We start from the raw sequence: 20473 nt of genomic DNA, 5'->3' as shown, positions 1-20473 counted from the left end.
CTCCCTAGCGAAGAGCGGATTTGAGTTCAATGAACCGGCGAGTCGCCAACAGCCCGGCCGGATGGCTATGACACCGGGCGCAGAGCCAGGGCATCAGAATCTGCATCTGCTCATCGGGTGCCCGGCCTTGCAGGGACTGTTGCAGGCTTTGCACATCGGGATCATCAATCGACGTCGCCGGTTCGCAAGCCGCAACCGGACCGCGCCGGGCGCCGGACCTGGTGCTCTCGTCCAGCCAGTCACCAGCAATCCAGTCATGCAGCAGCTGTTTCTCGTAAGGGCTGAACACCCCGAACATGGCCGCCCCTGCCCCGTCGATCAGCGTCCAGAAACGGCTGTTCTGCGGGTCTTCATGGCGCTTGATCCAGCCTTTGTTCTGCATGGCCGCCAGGAACCCTTCCAACTGGCCCGGCGCCGAGAGCCATTGGTTGACGGTCTTGCCTTCGAACTTGCAGTAATCGGAATGCATGTGCTGGCCGAACGGGCGTTTGCGCTCGAGCATGTCCAGCATTTCGCGGTCCAGGTCGAACGAACCGATGATGTCCCGGCTGCCCTGCCCCAGGTCATTGAGGCGATAACCCAAAGTGACCCGGTGCCAGAAAGCTTCACGGTCGGCCTCCAATGGCAGCAGTTGCAGCAATGCTTGCACGGCCTTATGGGCGTGGCCGGTGCTGGCGTTGTCGATGGTGACGTGAAGGGTGAAATAGTACGGATCGATGTCCAGTTCGCTCAGCTCATAGGCGCTGATCAACAGATGCAGGGGCAATTGTTCATAGCCCAGGTTGTAGCCGATGACCTCTGGCAGGTATTCGTCGCTGGCATAACCCAGGGCCAATTGCACGGTGCCTTGCAGATACAGGTCGTCGTCGATGTCCGGGGCGTCGGACAGGTCGTATTCGGCGAGCAACTTGCGATAGATCACCACATGGTTTTGCGAGGGATGACCGTCCCCCAACTCTTCCAGATAGGTGCACAGCAACCCTTCGAACCGATGGTCGTGCCAGTGCTTGAGCACGCCGTACAGCCAGGCGCCGTCGACCCGTTTGGTCGGGGCTACAGCCTGCAGAAAGTACAAGGCATGGGCCTTGCCGCTGAAGAACTCCCGTGGACCGCCGCTTTTGCGTCGTTCCAGGTAGTCAGCGTATTGCCGGGCCACGCCGGCGCTGTGCCGCTCGACCCAGGCCTGCAGCGCCATGGGCTCATCGGGCATTTCCTGGGGGAGCGCCGCAGCCTTTGCGAGGCATTCCTTCAGGAACGCCTGGGCGACGGCTTGCTTGTCAGCGTCATCGGGGCCCTGGAGCAGTCGCTCATAGCACTGGCGCACGTGCCCGTCGGGGCTGACAGGGTGCATGGTTGCCGGCTGGGATTGAAGGGGTGTCAGCGCAGTCATAAGGGCCTCTTGGGTTCTCGGCGGACGCTGAGTCAGAACGTCTCTTCTCTTGCAGAGCGCCAGGAGCGGCGAAAAATTCCGTTGGATTGAAAGGCCGGCGGATAAACGGAGCTGTGCGGTTTTGGTGGGAACCCTCGCTTCGCTCCGAGCCTCGAATGAGTGACAAGTGCGCCAATACCAGAAAGTAGACACTTTGTGGCGAGGGGATTTAGCGAAATGTCGCACCGCCCCGCTGGGTCGCGATATGGCCCCATGCAACTGGCTCCTCGGTGTTGCAGATTGATCGAGGGCTGCTACGCAGCCCAACGGGGATAAATCCCCTCGCCACACGGTTTGATGTTGGTCGCATATCTCTGCGTTGCGGCTGGCCGATCCGATACCCAAGGAGTAACGATGACGTTCACAGTATGGGTAGCGGTGCTTGGGGCCGTGTTGCTGACCCTGGCCCTGACCTCCTCCTACCTTCGCTGGATGCCGGTCACCACCTCGGCGATGTGCCTGGTGTTGGGCGTCGCCATCGGGCCGATGGGTTTGGGTGTGCTGAAGCTGGACATCAGCGACTCGTCGGTCTGGATGGAGCACCTCACGGAAGTCGCGGTGGTGTTTTCGCTGTTCGTCAGTGGCCTCAAGTTGCGCTTGCCCCTCAAGGATCGAACCTGGCGCGTAGCCTATGGGCTGGCCGGGCCGGTGATGATCCTGTGCATCGCTGGCCTGTGCCTGGCATTGCATTATCTGTTCGGTCTCGGTTGGGGTGTATCGATGCTGATCGGCGCGATGCTGGCGCCCACCGACCCGGTATTGGCGGCGTTGGTGCAGGTCAATGATGCAAGGGATGACGACCGGGTGCGTTTCGGGCTGTCGGGCGAAGCGGGGCTGAACGACGGCACGGCGTTTCCCTTTGTGATCCTCGGCCTGTTGATGCTGCACGAGGACGGCAGCGATTTTCTCGGTGAGTGGTTGTTGCGTAACGTTCTCTGGGCCGTGCCGGCCGGGCTGCTGGTCGGTTACTGGATGGGCCGCGGTATTGGCAAGCTGACCTTGTCGATGCGCATCAGGAATGCCGACAGTACGTTGTCACCCAATGATTACCTGGCCCTGGCACTGATTGCCCTCGCTTACGTCGTGGCCGAGTGGATCCAGGGCTACGGCTTTCTTTCCGTGTTCGCCGCGGGCCTGGGGCTGCGTCAGGCCGAGGTCAAATCCACCGATGAAGCGGCACCGCCGGCGGAACACCTGGTGCAACCGGTGGTGGGCCACGAGACCGTCGATCCCCAACAGGCCGTCCTCGGCGATACCGAGTCGCTGGACGATAGTCAATTGGCCGCAGGGGTCATGATGAGCGACATGCTGGCGTTCGGCAGCCTGGTGGAGCGCTCGATGGAAGTGTTCCTGGTGACCTTGCTGGGGGTTGTCATGGCAACCCATTGGGATAGCCGTGCGCTGCTCATCAGCGCCCTGCTGTTCATCGTGATTCGCCCGCTGAGTGTACTGATCGTGCCCTGGCGGCGATTGCTGGACACGCCGCAACGATTGCTGATCGGCTGGTTTGGCATTCGTGGGATCGGCAGCCTGTTTTATCTGTTCTTCGCCTTGAACCATGAGCTGCAACCAGAAGTGGCGCAACTGTGCATAAACCTTACCCTGTCGGTGGTGGCCTTGAGCATTCTGGTCCATGGCGTCACGACCCAGCCCACCCTGGCCTGGTACGAGCGTCATAAAAAATCGAGCTGAGGCGAGTGGGCCTCAACTACCTGGATCGGTCAGTTGAATAAAGACCGAATACACCCCCAGCAGCACCCAGAACGTGGCGAAGATCCACGGTGTGCGCACCGAGAACAGCAACGATTTACGGTAGCCTTTGTGCGTCGATTCCCGCTCGTTGAACAGTGGCGATTCGTCGTAGGCCATGCCCATCAAGGGTTCGGCGCGCAATAGCTCGCTCTGTTTGAAATGCCAGTGATCGATGATCTCGTAGGCCGCTCGAATACCCGGCCAGGCATTGAGTGAGCTCAAGAATCCCAACAACGCCAGCAATGGCGGCACGATCAACGTGAACAGCTTGCCCCATTCCGGGTTCAGGTTGGCCATGCACGAGGCAAAGGCGATCACCAGGAAGGATTGGGCGGCCAGGTAGGCATCGGTCCGATTGGCCAGGATGCTGGTTTCGTACTGGATCTCCCGGCGATAGAAATCCAGTCGCTCCTTGGGCGAGCCGAACAGTTTGGCGTTGTGTTCCGTCAGTTCTTCATCCGGAGTCTGGCTGGTGAGGATTCTGGGCATCGTGTGGCTGTATCTCAGTGTCGATTCGGACTCATTAGAAGAACCCGGTGCGCGGCAAGTTCAAGCCAATGGACCGCAGGTGTATCGAAGTCCGAGGAAACGCTCTCCCACCGTCAAGGTCTCTAGGGTGTCAGGACAAGAGGAGGGTTATGTGGATTATCTTGGATGGGTGCAATGGCCGGCGATGGTCGTCACGGTGCTGGCTGCCTGGTTGATCGGCTCACGCCAACCCCGACGCAGGGTGGCGGGATTCAGTTGTTTTATTGCGAGCAACATTCTATGGGTGGTCTGGGGGCTGCATACGGATGCGTATGCATTGATCGTGTTGCAGTTTTGCCTGTGTGCGATGAATTTGCGTGGGTTCAGGAAGAATACCGAATAGGCATGGTCCCCTTTGTGGGCAGGCATACACCCCCTGTGGCGAGGGGATTTATCCCCGCTGGGCTGCGCAGCAGCCCCCTGGATCGCCTGATACACCGAGGCGTCGGTACGATGGGGGCCGCTTCGCGCCCCAGCGGGGATAAATCCCCTCGCCACAGGGGAGCCGCATTCAACCTGGGATCCGTATCTATTTCATCGTCTGCGCAATGATCTGCATCAGGTCAATTTGCTTGAATGGCTTGATCAACCGAGGCAAATGCGCGGCGAAACCTTCCAGGCGTTCGGCATAACCGGTGGCCAGGATGATGGGTAGGTTCGGTTGGCGATCGCGCAACAGTTTCGCCAACTGCGCACCGTCCATCTGCGGCATGGCCATGTCGGTGATCACCAGGTCGATATCCGGATTGCGCTCATGCAGTTCCAGTGCCTGGGCGCCCGATGACGCGCAAAGGACCCGATGCCCGAGGTCCTCGATCAGCAAGCGTGTGCTGGTGAGCACCAGGCTGTCATCGTCGACCACCAGCACCTTCAATTCGTCGACGGGTTGCGGCGTTTCCTGGACCGATACTTTGTCCGGTGCCGGGTTGTCAGCCACTGGTAGCCACAACTGCGCGGTAGTCCCGACACCTTTCTGGCTCCTGAGAATCAGGCGGCCTCCCAACTGTTCCGCCAGGCCATGCACCATGGATAAGCCCAGGCCGGTTCCCTTGCCGACCCCTTTGGTGGTGAAGAACGGGTCCACGGCCGAGGCCAGCGTGGCCTCATCCATGCCCTCGCCCTCATCGGTCATCGTCAGGCAAATGTAGCGCCCCGGCGCCATTGGCTGGTCCGGGGCCGCATCAGAGCCTTGCCGCTCTTCGGCTGTAATCGTGATCTGGCCGCCATGGGGCATGGCGTCCCGGGCATTGGTCGCCAGGTTGAGAATCGCCAGCTCCAGTTGGTTGACATCGGCCAGCACTGGCGACAGCGCCTCGGCGAAACGGGCCTGGACGTGGATCGACGGGCCCAGGGAGCTTTGCAGCAGGCCGCTGATGCCCTGCACCAAGGCCGACAGCTCGACCGATTCGTAGGTCAATTTCTGCCGGCGGGCAAATGCCAGCATCCGCTGGGTCAGGGAAACACCGCGCAGCGCGCCCTGGGTCGCGTTGTCCAGCAATTGAGCGAGTTTCGGATCGCCAGGCATGCGCTTGCGCACGATTTCCAGGTTGCCGAGGATGACCGTCAACAGGTTATTGAAATCATGGGCGATGCCGCCACTGAGCTGCCCGATGGCTTGCAGTTTCTGCGATTGGAACAGCGCCTCGCGGGCCTGCTCGAGGGCTTCCTGGGCCTTGGTGGCGTCGGTGATGTCGCGGGTGATCTTGGCGAATCCCAACAGTGTGCCGGTGTCGCTGCGAATCGCATCGATGACCACGTGGGCCATGAAGCGTGTGCCATCCTTGCGCATGCGCCAGCCCTTTTTCTCGAAACGCCCTTCGCTGGCGGCGATGCTCAGCGCGCGCTGTGGTTCACCGGCTTCACGATCCTCCGGGGTATAGAACATCGAGAAATGCTGGCCGATGGCTTCGATCGGCAGATACCCTTTGATCCGCTGCGCCCCCTGGTTCCAGTTGGTGACCTGGCCCTGCGGGTCGAGCATGTAGATGGCGTAATCGGTGACGCTTTGCACCAGCAGGCGGAACTGCTGCTCGCTTTGCTTGAGGGTTTCCTCGGCCATCTTGCGATCGGTCAGGTCACGGGTGATCTTGGCGAAGCCGAGCAAGGTGCCGCTCTGGCTGTCGATGATCGGATCGATCACCACATGGGACCAGAACAACGTGCCGTCCTTGCGCACCCGCCAGCCCTCGCCTTCGAAGCGCCCCTCATGCACGGCCGTGTCCAGCGCCCGTTGCGGCAGGCCGGCGGCGCGGTCCTGGTCGGTGTAGAAACGGGAGAAGTGCTGGCCCAGGATTTCGGATTCCTCGTAACCCTTGAATCGCCTGGCGCCGGAGTTCCAGCTGGTGATGATGCCCGAGGGGTCGGTCATGTAGATGGCGTAGTCGACCACAGCGTCGATGAGCAGGCGAAAGCGCTGCTCTTCGTTCATGAGTGAGGTCTTGGAGTCTTTCTCAAGCATCTGGCCGAGGCGTCCATGTGGATTTTTTGCGGAGTATGGAGCAAGTCGGGCGCCAGGAAAAATCGTCAAACCTGGTTCCCACCGGGAGATTTGTGCACCTCTTGAGTAACTGACCACCAACGCGGCAACAAGTGCTGCACCCTCGCCTCGCCAAACCGATCATCTATCAGCAGCACCACTCCGCTATCCTGCTGGGTACGGATGACGCGGCCAGCCGCCTGTACGACTTTTTGCAGGCCGGGGTACAGATAGGTGTAGTCGTAGCCGTCGCCGAAGATCGCCGCCATGCGTTGTTTCATCTGCTCATTGACTGGGTTGAACTGCGCCAGCCCCAGGGTGGCGATGAAGGCGCCGATCAGGCGTGAGCCCGGCAAATCGATGCCCTCGCCGAACGCGCCGCCCAACACGGCAAAACCGATACCTTGGCTGTGCTCCATGAAGCGCTCGATAAACGCCTGCCGAGGGGCTTCGCCCATGCCCCGCGATTGCGTCCAGAGTTCAATCTGTGGGTACCGTTCGGCAAACAGCCCGGCCACTTGCTGCAAGTAATCGAAGCTGCTGAAAAAGGCCAGGTAGTTGCCTGGCCGCTCGCGGAACTGGCGAGCCATCAACTCGACAATCGGCTCCAGGGACGCCTGGCGGTGAGCAAAACGGGTGGAGATGCGGCTGACAACCTGCACGTCCAGCTGTTCGGCCTTGAATGGTGATTCGACATCGATCCATACCGTGTCGCCCGGCGTCCCCAATAAGTCCGCATAGTAGTGTCGAGGGCTCAGGGTCGCGGAAAACAGCACCGTGCTACGGGCGGCCGTCAGCCTGGGGGCCAGGAATGCAGCCGGCACCACATTGCGCAGGCACAGAGTGGACAGGCTGCGCTGGCGACCGAGTTCGCGCTTGTGGATGTCGAACACAAAGTGCTCGTCGAAGGACTCCGCCACTCGGCCAAACTGCAAGGCATCGAAGTAAAACGCCTGTAAACCGCTGTCCAGGCCCTGGGGATGATCGTTGAGGTAATCGCCGATGGCCGTGGTACAGCTAGCCAGGGCCTGGAGCAGTTTTTCCGGCAGCTTTTCATAGGCCTGATAGGCCGCCATCTGGGGCGCGTGCAAGGCGTTCCACTGGCGATTGACCCGCTCCAGGGATTTCTTCAGTGGTTCAGGAGCGGTTTTGCGTACGCTGGTCAGGGCGGCCTGGTCGAGGGTCGCGCTGTACATCTGTCGTCCGCGCTCCACCAGGTTATGGGCTTCATCCACCAGGGTCGCGACGGTCCAGCCATTGGCCTGGGCCAGGCCGAAGAGCAAGGCGTTGAAATCGAAGTAATAGTTGTAGTCGGCTACCACCACATCGGCCCAACGGGCCATTTCCTGGCTTAGGTAATACGGGCAGACCTCATGGGCCAGCGCAATTTCGCGCAACGCCGTCTGGTCGAGCAACGTGACCTGGCTCGCTGCCGCCCGGGCGCCCGGCAAGCGGTCGTAGAAACCGCGGGCCAGCGGGCAGGATTCGCCATGGCAGGCCTTGTCCGGGTGTTCGCAGGCCTTGTCCCGGGCGATCATTTCCAGCACCCGTAACGGCATTGACGGTGCGCTGTGGGTTAGCACTCGTGCCGCATCCAGGGCCAGCTTGCGCCCTGGGGTCTTCGCCGTTAGGAAGTACACCTTGTCCAGTCGCTGCGGCGCCAGGGCCTTGAGCAACGGAAACAAGGTGCCGATGGTCTTGCCAATGCCAGTGGGTGCCTGGGCCATCAGGCAGCGACCGGTGCTGACCGCCTTGAACACCGACTCGGCCAAGTGCCGTTGCCCGGGCCTGAAACCGGCATGCGGAAACACCAGCGACTGCGCGCCAAGGTTGCGTGCCTGTCGATGGGCCATTTCCTGTTCGGCCCAGGCCAGGAACAACGCGCATTGCGCTTCGAAAAAGGCTTGCAGCTCCGTCGCCTCGAAGGGTTGCGTGATGCAGGTTTCCTTTTCGCTGACGATGTCGAAGTACACCAGCGCCACGTCGATGTGCGACAACTGCAGCTTCTGGCACATCAGCCAGCCATAGATTTTCGCCTGTGCCCAATGCAGCTGGCGATGATTGGCGGGCTGCTTGGCCAGGTCGCCCCGGTAGGTCTTCACTTCTTCAAGGCACTGGCGATCCGGGTCATAGCCGTCGGCCCGGCCTTTGACTTTCAGTGCCTGGTAGTGACCTTCGAGGGCCACCTCAGACTGATAGCCTTCGCTGCGCCGCGAGGCCACGGTGCGATGGCCGGCGATACCTTCCAAGGCCGTGGGCGACGGTGTGAAGCGCAGGTCGAGGTCACCCACCTTGGCAGTGAACTCACAAAGCGCCCGCACGGCGATGCTGTAGCCTGGCAGCAGATTCATGTGTGCCCATCGCGAGCAAGCTCGCTTCCACAAGGGACCGACTGCCCCAGATCACCTGTGGGAGCAAGCTCGCTCGCGATGGGGGACTCCACCCACTGCACATAACAAACAGCGACGGGCATCTGGTGCTCGTGACAGAACTCCAGCCAGCGCAGCTGGTTGTCTTGCAGGCGATCGCCGGGGCCTTTGACTTCGATCATGCGGTAGGTCTTGTCCTGCGGCCAGAACTGAATCAGGTCCGGCATGCCGGCGCGGTTGGCCTTGATGTCCAGCAGCAAACGGTGGAACCAGTGCTTGAGATGCTCCGCCGGCAGGCAATCGAGGGCCTGTTCCAGCAAGGACTCGGACAACGCGCCCCAGAACACGAAAGGTGACTGCACACCCCACTTTTGCGCGTAGCGACGGACGATGGTCTGTCGATAGCGGCCATCGTCCAACTCTGCCAGGCAAGTTGCGAACAGCTCGGCGCGACGGGCGTGGAAATCTTCGTTGAGCAGGTCGACCGGCCCGCGCTGGAACGGGTGGAAAAACGCTCCCGGCAGCGGCGCGAAGATCGCCGGCCAACACAACAGGCCGAACAGCGAATTGATCAGGCTGTTCTCGACGTAATGCACCGGCGCGGCTTCGTCGTGCAGATGGGCCTGGACGTGGTACTCCACCGATAAGGCCGGATCGACGCGAGGCAGGTGCAGCTCCAGGCGGTCTTCTTCCCGGGCCATGCCCCGTGGCACCGGTGGCCCACCCAACTTGCGCCGCAGACGGGGCAGGATCCGCAGCAAGGCCTGGGTTTCGGCGGCACTTTGCGGTGCCTGCGCCGCCGCCTCGCCCAGTTCAAGAGCCAGGGTGTACTCACCCACGCGCTCCAGCACCCGGACCATCCGCAGCCGCGCGCCGGGGTAGGTGCAATCGCGATAGATGCCCAAGGCCAAGGCAAAATCGCCGATGCGTTCGCCATGCTGGCCGATCTGGAACAACAACTTGCCCCGGCGTCGCTCCAGCCATGGATTGTCCAGGGACAGTTGGTTGACCTGGGCGACAATTTCTTCCAGGGGGTCGCCGGCTTCGAAGCGCTGCTGGCAGTCGTGCAGGAACACACAGGCATCGACGTCTTCACGACTGCGCAAGCCCCGTGACTCGGCGCTGAACTCGACGGTTTCGTAGGTGAAAATGCCCAGGTCTGCCAGGACGAATTCCGACCAGTCCTGGTAAAGATTGCCGAAAAACATCAACCGCAGCCTGTCGCACAGATTCATGATCGTCAGGCTGTACAGCCGATCGTCAAGCTGCGGGCACCAGGCCCGGAACGGCTGGGGTTGACTGAGGTGTTCGTCCAGGGCCTGGAGCCATTCGGTCTTTTTCGCCTTGGGGTGTTCGATCAAGTGGCCCAGGCACAGGAGGATTTCCGGCTTGAGCAGCACCTCGAACAGCTCGACGAGCCCGATGGGAGCCTGTTCCTTGACCCAACCCAACGCCAGCAACGGCGCGACGGCTACGCCTATGTCGCCGATTTCCGGGTAATTCAGCTTGCTATGGCGAAACCGCAGTCCCTTGCGCATCACCATCCGCACCAGCAAGCCCTGGGAGCCACGCGGCAGCGCTACGAAGTGGTCGATGAAGCGTTGTTCTTCGGGGCTGAGCACATCGGCATACCGCTGGGTCAACCAAGCGAGTACCTGCTGGAAGTTGTTCAGGTAGTAAAACGGATCGTCGAGAGCGCGGGCTGCCACGGAAAAGAAACGCCAAGAGTTTTGGGGTACTGGTTATGCATACAGATAACAGCTGTAAACCACTCAGGCAACCGCAAAAGATGAACGGTCTCCTATATTTAAGGTGAAATCCTTCAGCCAGCGATGAACTTTCCTACGGCAAGCGAGACCAATGGCGGTTGACTAACGTGATGGCGCGGTCGAATCAGCTGATCCGTGTCCTTTTGATTGAGAGGTTATGGTTATGAACATCAGGTTTCTGGGCCTGCCCCTGGTCGTCGTGGCATTTCTGGCTCTGTCTGGCTGCGCCTCACCAACCGTGGTGACTTTGCAGAACGGTACTCAGTATTTGACCAAGGACACCCCCAATACCCGCACCGCTGATGGTTTCTACGAGTTCGAGGATATTTCCGGCAAGAAAGTCCGGGTCCGCGCCGATGATGTGGCTACCATTCGCAAGGAAGACTGAGTTCGACAGCTACACCGTCATCGCGAGCAGGCTCGCTCCCACATTTGTGCTCGGTGTTCACAGAATCCTGTACTCACCGTCCGTCCCTGTGGGAGCGAACCTGCTCGCAATAGCACTATCAAGCGAACACGATCCCGTCGCCGCCAACCTGACCGATACCAACGCCCACCAGCGTCACGGAACTGTCGCCGACCTTAAGCAGCGTGTCGCTGCCCACTTGTGACAGGTACTGGCTGTAGTCATGCCCCGCCCCGGCGCCTGGTACGCCGAGGAACACCAGCTTGTCCCCGGCCTCATAACCGCTGATCCGGTCCTGGCCGAATGCGCCGTTGAAAAGGAAGGTGTCACTGCCGCCTCCCGCGTGCATCTGGTCATTGCCCGCACCGCCGACGAAGGTGTCGTTACCGGCGCCGCCCACCAACACATCGTCACCGTCCTGGCCGAACAGCCAGTCCCCCTTCGCTCCCGCCACCAAGGTGTCGTTGGCCGCGCTGCCCTTGACCGAAGACGCATAGGCGGTCAGGTTGGCGCCAGCCACCAGGCCATTGGCGGTGACGCTGTGGCTCACTTCATCCTTGAGCAGCCCCCAGAACAACCCGGACTCCTTACTGACCAACGTGCCAATGTCGCGGGTGATGCTGATCGCGCCATGGACATCGCGCACATACAGCGTCCCGGCCCCGTCATGGGCGAAACTGAAATCCTTCACCGACTGCTGCAGTTGCAAGGTATTGCTGCCCTGCCCGCCCAGTATCACGTTGTAGCCACCGCCATCGCGAAAGGTGTCATTGCCTGCTCGCCCCTCCAGGTAGTCACTGGCCTGGCCGCCCTGGATCAGGTCATTGCTGTCGCTGCCGATGATAAACGTGCTGCCGGTGTGGGTTTCCGCGTTGCGGTTGAGGTCCTGCACCCAGGTATTGGCCCGCGCGGGGTCTGACAGGTTGGCGACGATGACGGTGGAGTCTTTTTCAGTGAGGTCGTAGAACGCCGAAGTCATGATCCGACCCATGCCATCGCCGTAGCCGGTGGGCAGGTGGGAAATCCAGGTGGGGATGTTGAGGATGGAAAATGGCAGTACGTTCCAGGCCGCTGAAGCGTAGTGGTCGTTGAAGCTGACGATATTGTTGGTGGCCGATTCCTGCTGCCCGTCGTGCACGCCCACCGACGCGAGGTTGAAGGTCGAACCGTCCAGGGCGCGAAACACCGGGTCGTTCTCGTAACCGATGTTCAAGACCTTGTCGGTACTGCTCTGGGTCGGTGAGGCGTAGGCGATGTAGTTGGCACCGGAATAGAACCCTGACCATTTGCTGGTGCTCAAGTCCGCCAGGCTGTTGACCGCCAGCCCACCCAGGCTATGGCCGCTGACCAGCACGTCCTTGCCTGTCAGGCCGTGGGCCTGGGCAAACTTCGCGACGTCCCCGAGCAGGTTGCCAAAAGCTTCGCCGACGTAGTTTTTCGCATAGTCCTTGGGCCCCAGGGCGGCCATCAGGTCGTTGATCACATCGCCAATGGAATCGCCAATCAGGTTCTCCCGAGGGCCGCTGGTGCCGCGAAACGACACGCCGATTTCCTGCAGGTGCCCCTCGGCGTCGTACTTGCCAAGGATCTCTACCTGCGCGGTGGTGTAGCCGGCCTTTTCACCGAAAAACGTCCCGCGGCCATCGACCTTACCGGCGTAACCCAGTTGCGTGGCGCTGATGGGCGTCCAGCCGGCCTTCTGCACCGCCTCCAGGGCGAGTTTCTCCGAGTCGGGATTCCACGGCACGCCGGGAATCACCCCTTGGGAATCGGTGCCTCCCAGCAACGCGGTGACCAGGGTCGCCGGCAGGCCGGCACTGAAGCCGTTGTGCTGGTAACCGGCGGCAAAGCCGTTGTCGAGGTTGTGGTAGGAATACAGCATGATGGCCATTGCGTCGCTGACCAGTGCCTTGGATTCGGTGGTGCCGAGGTTCTTGTAGTCGTAGATACCCATGGTTGTCGCTCTCTTTTGTTGTTGGAATGCTGGGAACCGGGTGGTGTGGTCAGAACTGCCAGTCCAGCGTCAGGCCCACGCCATGGGTTTTATCCCGGGAGCCGAGCACGCCGTTGTAATCCAGGTTGACCCGCACATCCTTGGCGACCGCGAGCCCCGCGCGGGCGCCGATCACGGCGGCGTTGTGGTCCATGGACACGCTTTGCACCGCAAAGGTGCTGCTGCCGGCAAATGCCAGGTCCTGTTCGGAATGGGTACTGCTGAGGTTGTGCTGCCAGCCGAGGGAACCGGACAGTTGCAGTCGCTGTTGATCCGACAGCGTCAAGGTGTGGCTGGCCCGCACGCCCAGGGTCGAAAGCAGCGCATCGCGACGGTCGTCTCCACCGTGCAGGGCGGCGTTGTCGCCTTTCTCATGGAAGCTGTCGCTGTCCAGGTGTACATAGGCCAGGTTGGCGAACGGTTCCAGGGCCAGCGGTTGCAAGTCCAGGCGATACGCCGCTTCGGTGAAGAGCTGGGTGGTCCGGGCATCGCGCTTGGTTTTCTCCCGGCCACTGACGTCGCCCCATTGCAGGTCACGCTTGACGTCGATGCGATGCCAGCTGTGGGCGCCGCCGACGGTCAGGCGCAGCGCATCGATTTCATGCCCCAGGTAGGCCCCCAGGTGATAGCTGTCGGCCTTGGCCGAGGAATGGGTGCCATCGCCCATGCTCAGCGAACTGTCGCTGTAGCCGGTGACGAAGCCCAGTCGCGTCTGATCGCTGATCAGGCCATCGACACCGGCCAGCAGCCCGCCGATGGAGCTGGTCGTACTGGCTTGGTCATGTCCACCGTCGCTCTTGCCCCAAGCGCCCAGCACCTTGAACCAGGCATTGCTGCTGGCATCGGTCGGCGTACCGGCGTCGTACAGTGCGTCCTGGCGCAGGCGATCACCCACGGCGTCGCGCAATTGACGGCTGTCGTTGATCAGCAGCGTGCCGATGGCCGGATGGATTTCCCCAGACAGTTGCTGGAATGCCTGTTGCGCCACGGCGGCGCTGGGTGACAGCAACAAGGCTTCATACAGCCCGTTGCCGGCGCCCAATTGCTCGGCGGCGCTGGCCACGGCACGTTGGTTGGGCGTCAGGCCGAGGCTGGCAAATGATGCGTCATTACGCTCGACCGCCAGCTGAATGCCACTGGCGCTGTACGCCAGGTCGCCCCCCAGAAACGCGTAGTTGGGCAAGACTTCAGCGAAGCGCCCGTCAATGCCCCCGGCGGCCTGCAGGATATTGAACTGCCTGCCGAGCAGGCTTTTCACCTCGCCGGCCGTGAGTAGCGTCGGACTGTTTTCCAGGGACAACGACACCGTCGCCCCGTCAATGGACGCCTTGCCGTCGGCCACGATCAGGTCACTGGAGGTGGGCGAGACTTCCACCGCGTAGTTCGAACCGGGTTGGAAGGTCACATCGCCGGCCACTTGCAACGTGCCGATGGAGTTACCGGGCGCCACGCTGCCACCGCTATTGGCGCTCAGGCTGGCGATGCGCCCGTTGCCGCCGAGGATACCGCCGTCGTTGACCGTCACGGCCGACGCCAGCGAGCCATTGATTGCCAGTCGTCCTTGATTGACCACGGTCGGCCCGCTGTAAGTGTTTGCGCCGGTGAGCACCAGGGTGCCTATGCCCTCCTTGGTCAGCCCGCCGTGACCGGCGATGTCGTTGCGCCAAACGTCCAGACCACATTGGATACCGCTGCACACCCGCTCCGTGGGTTTGCCGGCATCGATGATCGCGCCGATGCCCGGCAGGTCCGCCACGAACTGACCGGAGCCGTAGGCGCCATCGATGCGAAACTCCTCGGGAATGTCCTGAGCGGTCACCAGCATCGATGGGCCGTCGATGGCCTTGCCCAGGTTGATCATGCCCCAGCCATACAACGAATCGACGCCCGGCGTGCCCATGTCGGTGGCGGTGGTGCGCAGCACGCTGGCGACCTGGGCGCCTGTCATGTACGGAAAGCGCTCCATCAACACCGCCACGCTGCCGGCGACGTGGGGCGCGGCCATGGAGGTGCCGCTCTTGTTGGCGTAGCCCACGGTCAGGTCGTCGGCACTGGTGCCGCCGATCACCGCGCTGTAGACCCGGGTACCCGGCGCCGACACGCAGAAACTGGCGGTGTAGCCGCAGCGCGAGGAAAAGGTACTGATGGTGTACGGATCGGGGCTGGCGGTGTTCGGGTTGACCTGCAGCGCCGCCACGGTGAGCCAGTTCGGCGCGATGTCCGGGACGAAATACGCCAGGCCCGCGATGGCATCGGGGTTATTGAGGTTGTAGTCATTGCCGGCGGCGAAGATCGTGACGATACCGCTGCGGGCCGCGGCGATGGCGCCCTCGTAGGCACCGCCAGGCTTGGTGCCCAGCAACGGCTTGATCTGGTCGAATTGCAGTTGCGCGTCCTGCACGGTGAAATGCGGGAACGCCGGGTCGCGACCGCCCTGGTCGAAGCGGTCAGTGATGCCGATGCCCCAGCTGTTGTTGATGATGCGGGCGCCGCTGGCGATCAACGCATCCCAGCCTGCCTTGTACACCGCACCATCGTTACCGCGGATGATGCCATCCTCGGGGCCCGGGTCGCCGTTGTCGGCGCTGATGATCTGCGCATCGAACGCCACGCCGTGCATTGGGCTGCCATCGCGACTGCCGGCAGCGATTCCGCCGACATGGGTGCCATGGGAACCCAGCTTGCCGTCGGAGCCAACGGTGGGCGAACCGTCGTAGCGGAATGGATCACCGGCCTTCACCGGGATGTAGGGATCGGTGTACTCGCGGATGCCACTGGTGACCAGGGTCACCACTTTGCCAGTGCCGGAGAACTCCGGATGAGCTGCGTAGACCGGCTGGTCGAAGATCCCCAGCTTGACGCCCTTGCCGGTGTACCCGGCGGCGTAGGCCTGCTGCGCGTTGATCGCCCCAAGCCCCCATTCGGCGTTGAATTCGCTGCTGCGCCAACTGTCCGGGTTACCCGCCCTGCCGTTCTCGACATAAGGCGCCGCCTGGGCCGTGCCCAAGGTCGCCAGTGCGCAGAGCATGGCGTGGTTGAGGGTCTTGAGCAGAAACACGCGCCCCATCTGCCTAGGCTGTTTTTTGTTATCGATTTTCATCACGAACCATCCTTAGTAACGCTTTTTGAATTGCTGCAAACATCTACCGGTCAGTCATTGAGTACCTGCCCGGGATACAAACGCCTCATCCACCTTCGCCAGGTCCTGCGGGCCGAGGGTGCCGGCGTAGTAATGCAACTTGGTCCAGGCCATGAGGTAGTCGTAGCGGGCCTGGGCCAGGTCGCGGCGGGTGGTGTAGAGCTGTTGCTCGGCATTGAGCGCATCGAGGTTGACCCGCTCGCCACCAAGAATGCTTTGCCGGGTGGATATCACCAGTGCTTCGGCGGAACTCAGGGCCTTCTGATAGGCGCGCAGCTTGTTCACACCCGAGACGCAGGCGCTGAACTGACGGCGCAGTTCGATCAGCGTCTCACGGGTCTTGGCATCCAGCTCGTACTCGGCCTGTTCCATGTTGCGGCTGGCCTGGCGGGTCGACGCCGAGACCCCGCCGCCGGCGTACAGCGGCACGCTGACTTCCAGGCCGATGGTGTTGGTGTCGTAACGCTGGTTGTAGGTGTTGCCACTTTCCGACTCGTTCTGGCGCATTGTCGCGTAGGCACTGACCTTGGGCAGGTGGCCGGCGCGGTTGCGCTCGACCTCGAAACGCGCCACGTCCACCGCTTGGCGCTGGGACGCCAGGTTGGGGTTATTGCTCACCGCCAATTCATGCCAGGTATCGAAGCTGGCCGGCTGCAAGGCAAAGGTCTGGAACGTGTCGTGCAAAGGGGCCAGGTCGCCGATATCCAGGGCCGGGACGCCAATCAGCGAGCCCAGCTCGCGCAAGGCGGCGTCTTGCTCATCGCGCGCCTCGATCTCTTCTGCGATTGCCAGTTCGTAGCGCGCCTGCGCCTCAAGGATGTCGGTACGCGTGCCTTCGCCCTGGCGAAACAAATGCTCGTTCTGATGGAATTGCTGCTCGAAGGCTTTTTTCTTGGCCTGGGCAATGTCGATCTGGTCCTGGGCGAACAGTGCCTGGGTGTAATGGCTCAGCACCCGCACCAGCAGTTCCTGGCTCTTGCCCCGAAAACTTTCGTCGGCGAACAACGCTTGGGCCACGCCCTTTCGGTAGGCGGCGTACGCCTCGTAGTCCAGCAGGGGTTGTTGCAGTGTCAGGCTGGAGCCGTAGCTGCTGTAGTTGCGATCGTCATGCTGGCTCGCGCCACGGTCGTTGAGATAAGTGACCTTGGATTGGTTGCGCCCCTTGTTGTAGCTGTAGCCCAAGTGCGGCAACAGCCCGGCGCGGCCAATGGCGCGGTTCTCCAGGCCCGCATCGCGCTCCTTGATCGCGCCCAGGTAGACCGGGTCATTGCGCAGGGCCTGCTCATAGAACTCGAAGGGCCCCATGGCCCAGGCGGTGTTGCACGCACAAACGGCCAGCACGGCCACCCAATAGAAACGCTTCATACCGCCGGACATCCTTATTCTTCGGTCAACGCAGAGCCGGCTCGGTCGAGCAGCGGTTTGAACAGGTAGTTGAGCAACGAGCGCTCGCCCGTGCGCACGAACATCTCGGCCGGCATGCCGGGCTTGATCACCAGGCCGTTGAGCTTGTCCATCGCCACGTCGCTGACGCTGCTGCGCAGCACGTAATACGGCGCACCGGTCTTCTCATCGAGCATCTGGTCGGCGGACACCAGGCTGACTTCCCCTGGCACCCTTGGCGTACGGTTCTGGTTGAAGGCGGTAAACAGAATGTCCACCGGCAAATGCGGGCCGACCTTGTCGATCAGGTGAACCGGCAGGTGCCCTTCCACCTCCAGCCGCGTGCCCTGGGGCACGATTTCCAGCAGGGTGTCGCCCTGGCGCACCACCGCGCCTTCGGTGTGCACCCCCAGGTTCACGGCAATGCCGTCGGCAGTGGCGAGGATTTCGCTGTGTTGCAACTCGAACCCGGCGGATTTGAGTTGCTGTTGCAGGGTTTCGCTCTTGAGCTGGGCGTCGGCCAACTGGCTGCGCACCTCTTTCTGGTATTCCTCGTTATGTTGCTGCAACTTCAGGCGCGACTCGACGATCCCCTGCTCCACACGCCCGCTTTCGCCGCTGTTCTGCGCCAGTTCCTGCTGTACTTGCGACAGTTGGCGTTGATAGTCCAGCAGCCGGTTGCGCGGGATGTAGCCGTTGTCCGCCAAGGGCTGCAGGTTGCCCAGTTGCAGGCGCAGGGATTCAGCCTGGGCGGTCAAGTCGCTGCGGGCCCGGCGCATGCCCGCCAACTGCGCCGTAGCCCCTTCGATGCTGGCGCGCAACGCTGCCTGCTCCCGAGCGAAGGCTTCGCGGCGGCTGCTGAACAGTTGTCGCTGGCCTTCGAGCACCAGGGCCAGGCCTGGATCGGGATCGCGGCTCAACTCAGCCGGGAAACTCACCTGCAGCAGGTTGTCCCGCTCGCTTTGCCAGCGTGCCAGGCTGGCCCAGGTCATCCGGTACTGCGCCTGCAGCGATTGCACATCGGCTGCAGCCTGGGTCTGGTCCAGGCGAAACAGCGGCTGGCCCTGCTTCACCGCCTCGCCTTCACGCACCAGGATCCGGCTGACCACGCCGCTGCTCATCGATTGCACTGCCTTGCGCTTGCCTGAAACCACTACGGTGCCTTGCACGGGGATGCCCTGGTCCAGCGGTGCCAGGCTGGCCCATGTGAAAAAACTACCCGCGCCAATCAGCGCCAAGGCCCAACCCAGGCGGGTAAAAAAACCGGCGTCGCGCTCCGGGCGCACGAAGTCGTGAGACTGTTCCAGATTCATGTCGCGATCCTTGCTCATACGCCACCGGGTTTGCTGGCGGCCTGGTACTGACGGCTCATGCTCAGTCCGTTGGGGGCTGCCTGGGGTTTGTCCCGTTGGGATTCCGACTGCCCGGACAAAGCCCGCAATACTTCCTGGCTCGGCCCGAAGGCCTGGAGCCGGCCTTCGTTGAGCACCAGCAGCTTGTCAGCCTGGGCCAGTGCCGAGGAGCGATGGGTGACCAGCACGACGCTGGTGCCCTGGGCTTTCATCTGGGCGATGCCGCTGGCCAGCGCCGCTTCGCCGACCGTATCGAGGTTGGAGTTGGGCTCGTCGAGTACCACCAGGCTCGGCCGGTCATACATCGCCCGGGCCAGCGCAACCCGTTGTTTCTGCCCGCCCGACAAACCACCGCCGTCCTCCCCCAGCACCGTGTCGTAGCCCTGGGGCAGGCGCAGGATCAGTTCATGGACACCGGCCTGTTGCGCGGCGGCGACGATTTTTTGCGGGTCGGCTTGGCGAAACCGGGCGATGTTCTCGGCGATGCTGCCGCTGAACAGCTCGATGTCCTGGGGCAGATAGCCGATGTGCGGGCCGAGTTGGTCACGATTCCAGCGATGAATGTCGGCCCCGTCGAGGCGTACCGTACCCGCCAGGGTCGGCCACACACCCACCAGTACCCGGGCCAGGGTGGACTTGCCGGAACCGGACGCCCCCAGCACACCCAGCACTTCCCCCGCGGCCAGGCTGAAGCTGACCTGTTGCAGTGTCGCGTTGCGTTGTCCTGGCGGCCCGGCACTGACGTGTTCGAAACTCACCTGGCCCTTGGGCGATGGCAGCGTCATGCCATCGTCCTGGGGCGCAAACGCCTGCAACAGCGCGTCGAGACGACGGTAAGCCAGTTTGGCGCCGCTCCACTGCTTCCACACGGCGATCAACTGGTCGATGGGGCTCAGTACCCGCCCCATCAGGATCGACCCGGCAATCATCATCCCGGCGGTCATGTCACCCTTGATCACCAACAGTGCGCCCAAGCCCAGCACCAGTGATTGCAGGCACAGGCGCAGGGTCTTGCTCAAGGAACTGATCACTGCGCCAGTGTCGCTGGCCTGGTTCTGCAGGCCGAGAAACCGTGAATGCACGGCGAACCAGCGACCGCGCAGCGCCCCGAGCATGCCCATGGCCTGGATCGTCTCGGCGTTATGCAAGTGGCTGGTCGCCAGTTGGCTGGACTGTTGCGAGTAGACACTGGCTTGCCCCAGGGCTTTTTTGGTCATGGCTTCGTTCAAGCAGGCCAGGCCGATCAGCAGCAGCGTGCCAACGGAGGCGAACACGCCGAGCCAGACGTTGAACAGATAGATCACCAGCAGATAGATGGGAAACCACGGCGCGTCGAAGAAAGCGAACAGCGCCGGCCCGGTGAGGAATTGACGAATATGCGTGAGGTCGCCCAGGGATTGCCCGGCGTTGCCTTCACCTTGGCGCAGATTGCGCTCGAACGCGGCCTTGTACACCTGGAGATTGAGGCGTCTCTCCAACTGACTGCCAATGCGGATGACCACGAAGCTGCGGACCATTTCCAGCAGCCCGATGAACACGAAGAAGCCCACTACCATCAATGACAACATGGCCAGCGTGGTCTCGTTCTGCGATGACAACCCGCGATCATACACTTGGAGCATATAAATCGAAGGCGCAAGCATCAGGACGTTAATCAGCGCGGTAAAACAACCGACACTGATCAGAATGTTTTTATAATCACCCAGCGCTTTAAACAGCGGCACCGCGGCAGCGCTCCTTGCCCTATTCATGATCTTCCTTGCTGTTGGCTTCGCCAGCGAACCGGCCATTAGTTCAACTTACCAATCTTCAATTATTGTTCTGGCCCACAGCCAAACGCGTATCGAGACACGCGTGCATTTAAACAAACGTGCTTC

General features: G+C 61.9%; 13 protein-coding genes. 3 read left to right on the top strand and 10 right to left on the bottom strand.

Going from position 1 to position 20473, the window contains the following annotated elements; all coding sequences use genetic code 11:
• Positions 1 to 4: 4 nt before the first annotated feature.
• Positions 5 to 1390, bottom strand: coding sequence for an iron-containing redox enzyme family protein (locus DTP52_RS15080; RefSeq protein ID WP_109754060.1), 1386 nt, complete (start codon positions 1388 to 1390; stop codon positions 5 to 7).
• 393 nt (positions 1391 to 1783) lie between these two features.
• Here DTP52_RS15080 and DTP52_RS15075 point away from each other — a divergent pair, with 393 nt between their 5' ends.
• Entirely contained in the window at positions 1784 to 3121 is a 1338-nt protein-coding gene (locus tag DTP52_RS15075; protein WP_109754059.1) for a sodium:proton antiporter, read from the top strand.
• 12 nt (positions 3122 to 3133) lie between these two features.
• On the opposite strand, the gene DTP52_RS15070 is transcribed toward DTP52_RS15075, so the two are convergent.
• The gene (locus DTP52_RS15070; RefSeq protein ID WP_109754058.1) at positions 3134 to 3670 is read right to left on the bottom strand and encodes a hypothetical protein; all 537 of its coding nucleotides are present in this window, start codon (positions 3668 to 3670) and stop codon (positions 3134 to 3136) included.
• A 151-nt stretch (positions 3671 to 3821) separates the two neighbouring features.
• On the opposite strand from DTP52_RS15070, the gene DTP52_RS31355 reads away from it, so the two are divergent.
• Positions 3822 to 4052: a hypothetical protein gene (locus DTP52_RS31355; RefSeq protein WP_109754057.1), complete on the top strand. Its 231-nt coding sequence runs from the start codon at positions 3822 to 3824 to the stop codon at positions 4050 to 4052.
• Between the two features lie 186 nt (positions 4053 to 4238).
• Here the strand turns inward: DTP52_RS31355 and DTP52_RS15055 are convergent, their stop codons facing one another.
• The 3 genes from DTP52_RS15055 to DTP52_RS15045 form a co-directional block, all read right to left on the bottom strand.
• Positions 4239 to 6167 (bottom strand): PAS domain-containing sensor histidine kinase, encoded by a 1929-nt coding sequence (locus DTP52_RS15055; RefSeq protein WP_109754056.1) that lies wholly within the window; start codon positions 6165 to 6167, stop codon positions 4239 to 4241.
• A gap of 65 nt (positions 6168 to 6232) precedes the next feature.
• Positions 6233 to 8536 carry an ATP-dependent DNA helicase gene (locus DTP52_RS15050; RefSeq protein ID WP_109754055.1) on the bottom strand — a complete coding sequence of 768 codons (2304 nt, stop codon included), beginning with the start codon at positions 8534 to 8536 and terminating at the stop codon, positions 6233 to 6235.
• A complete protein-coding gene (locus DTP52_RS15045) occupies positions 8533 to 10263 on the bottom strand; it encodes a VRR-NUC domain-containing protein (protein WP_109754054.1) in 1731 nt (576 codons plus the stop codon). The genes DTP52_RS15050 and DTP52_RS15045 overlap by 4 nt, the downstream gene beginning before the upstream one ends.
• Before the next feature lie 223 nt (positions 10264 to 10486).
• Here DTP52_RS15045 and DTP52_RS15040 point away from each other — a divergent pair, with 223 nt between their 5' ends.
• On the top strand, positions 10487 to 10711 hold the full coding sequence (locus DTP52_RS15040; protein ID WP_109754053.1) for a YgdI/YgdR family lipoprotein: 225 nt from the start codon (positions 10487 to 10489) through the stop codon (positions 10709 to 10711).
• Between the two features lie 118 nt (positions 10712 to 10829).
• Here DTP52_RS15040 and DTP52_RS15035 read toward each other — a convergent pair whose 3' ends face one another.
• The 5 genes from DTP52_RS15035 to DTP52_RS15015 form a co-directional block, all read right to left on the bottom strand.
• Positions 10830 to 12683: a polyurethanase gene (locus tag DTP52_RS15035; RefSeq protein WP_109754052.1), complete on the bottom strand. Its 1854-nt coding sequence runs from the start codon at positions 12681 to 12683 to the stop codon at positions 10830 to 10832.
• Between the two features lie 49 nt (positions 12684 to 12732).
• Positions 12733 to 15789, bottom strand: a complete 3057-nt coding sequence (locus DTP52_RS15030; protein WP_109754272.1) for an autotransporter serine protease — start codon at positions 15787 to 15789, stop codon at positions 12733 to 12735.
• 87 nt (positions 15790 to 15876) lie between these two features.
• Entirely contained in the window at positions 15877 to 17226 is a 1350-nt protein-coding gene (locus DTP52_RS15025; RefSeq protein ID WP_109754051.1) for a TolC family outer membrane protein, read from the bottom strand.
• Positions 17227 to 17240: 14 nt separating this feature from the next.
• A complete protein-coding gene (locus tag DTP52_RS15020; protein WP_109754050.1) occupies positions 17241 to 18575 on the bottom strand; it encodes an HlyD family type I secretion periplasmic adaptor subunit in 1335 nt (444 codons plus the stop codon).
• Positions 18572 to 20347 (bottom strand): type I secretion system permease/ATPase, encoded by a 1776-nt coding sequence (locus DTP52_RS15015; RefSeq protein ID WP_109754049.1) that lies wholly within the window; start codon positions 20345 to 20347, stop codon positions 18572 to 18574. The genes DTP52_RS15020 and DTP52_RS15015 overlap by 4 nt, the downstream gene beginning before the upstream one ends.
• Positions 20348 to 20473 lie beyond the last annotated feature (126 nt).

Source organism: Pseudomonas sp. 43mfcvi1.1 (genome assembly GCF_900115935.1).
Lineage (GTDB): Bacteria > Pseudomonadota > Gammaproteobacteria > Pseudomonadales > Pseudomonadaceae > Aquipseudomonas > Aquipseudomonas bijieensis.
The sequence above is the reverse complement of the archived record's forward strand: the minus strand, read 5'-3'. Positions and strand labels throughout refer to the sequence as shown.

Coding starts and splice junctions, on each gene's coding strand:
- DTP52_RS15080 (WP_109754060.1), bottom strand. CDS start 1,390: ATGACTGCGCTGACACCCCTTCAATCCCAGCCGGCAACCATGCACCCT.
- DTP52_RS15075 (WP_109754059.1), top strand. CDS start 1,784: ATGACGTTCACAGTATGGGTAGCGGTGCTTGGGGCCGTGTTGCTGACC.
- DTP52_RS15070 (WP_109754058.1), bottom strand. CDS start 3,670: ATGCCCAGAATCCTCACCAGCCAGACTCCGGATGAAGAACTGACGGAA.
- DTP52_RS15055 (WP_109754056.1), bottom strand. CDS start 6,167: ATGCTTGAGAAAGACTCCAAGACCTCACTCATGAACGAAGAGCAGCGC.
- DTP52_RS15050 (WP_109754055.1), bottom strand. CDS start 8,536: ATGAATCTGCTGCCAGGCTACAGCATCGCCGTGCGGGCGCTTTGTGAG.
- DTP52_RS15040 (WP_109754053.1), top strand. CDS start 10,487: ATGAACATCAGGTTTCTGGGCCTGCCCCTGGTCGTCGTGGCATTTCTG.
- DTP52_RS15035 (WP_109754052.1), bottom strand. CDS start 12,683: ATGGGTATCTACGACTACAAGAACCTCGGCACCACCGAATCCAAGGCA.
- DTP52_RS15030 (WP_109754272.1), bottom strand. CDS start 15,789: ATGGGGCGCGTGTTTCTGCTCAAGACCCTCAACCACGCCATGCTCTGC.
- DTP52_RS15025 (WP_109754051.1), bottom strand. CDS start 17,226: ATGAAGCGTTTCTATTGGGTGGCCGTGCTGGCCGTTTGTGCGTGCAAC.
- DTP52_RS15020 (WP_109754050.1), bottom strand. CDS start 18,575: ATGAGCAAGGATCGCGACATGAATCTGGAACAGTCTCACGACTTCGTG.
- DTP52_RS15015 (WP_109754049.1), bottom strand. CDS start 20,347: ATGAATAGGGCAAGGAGCGCTGCCGCGGTGCCGCTGTTTAAAGCGCTG.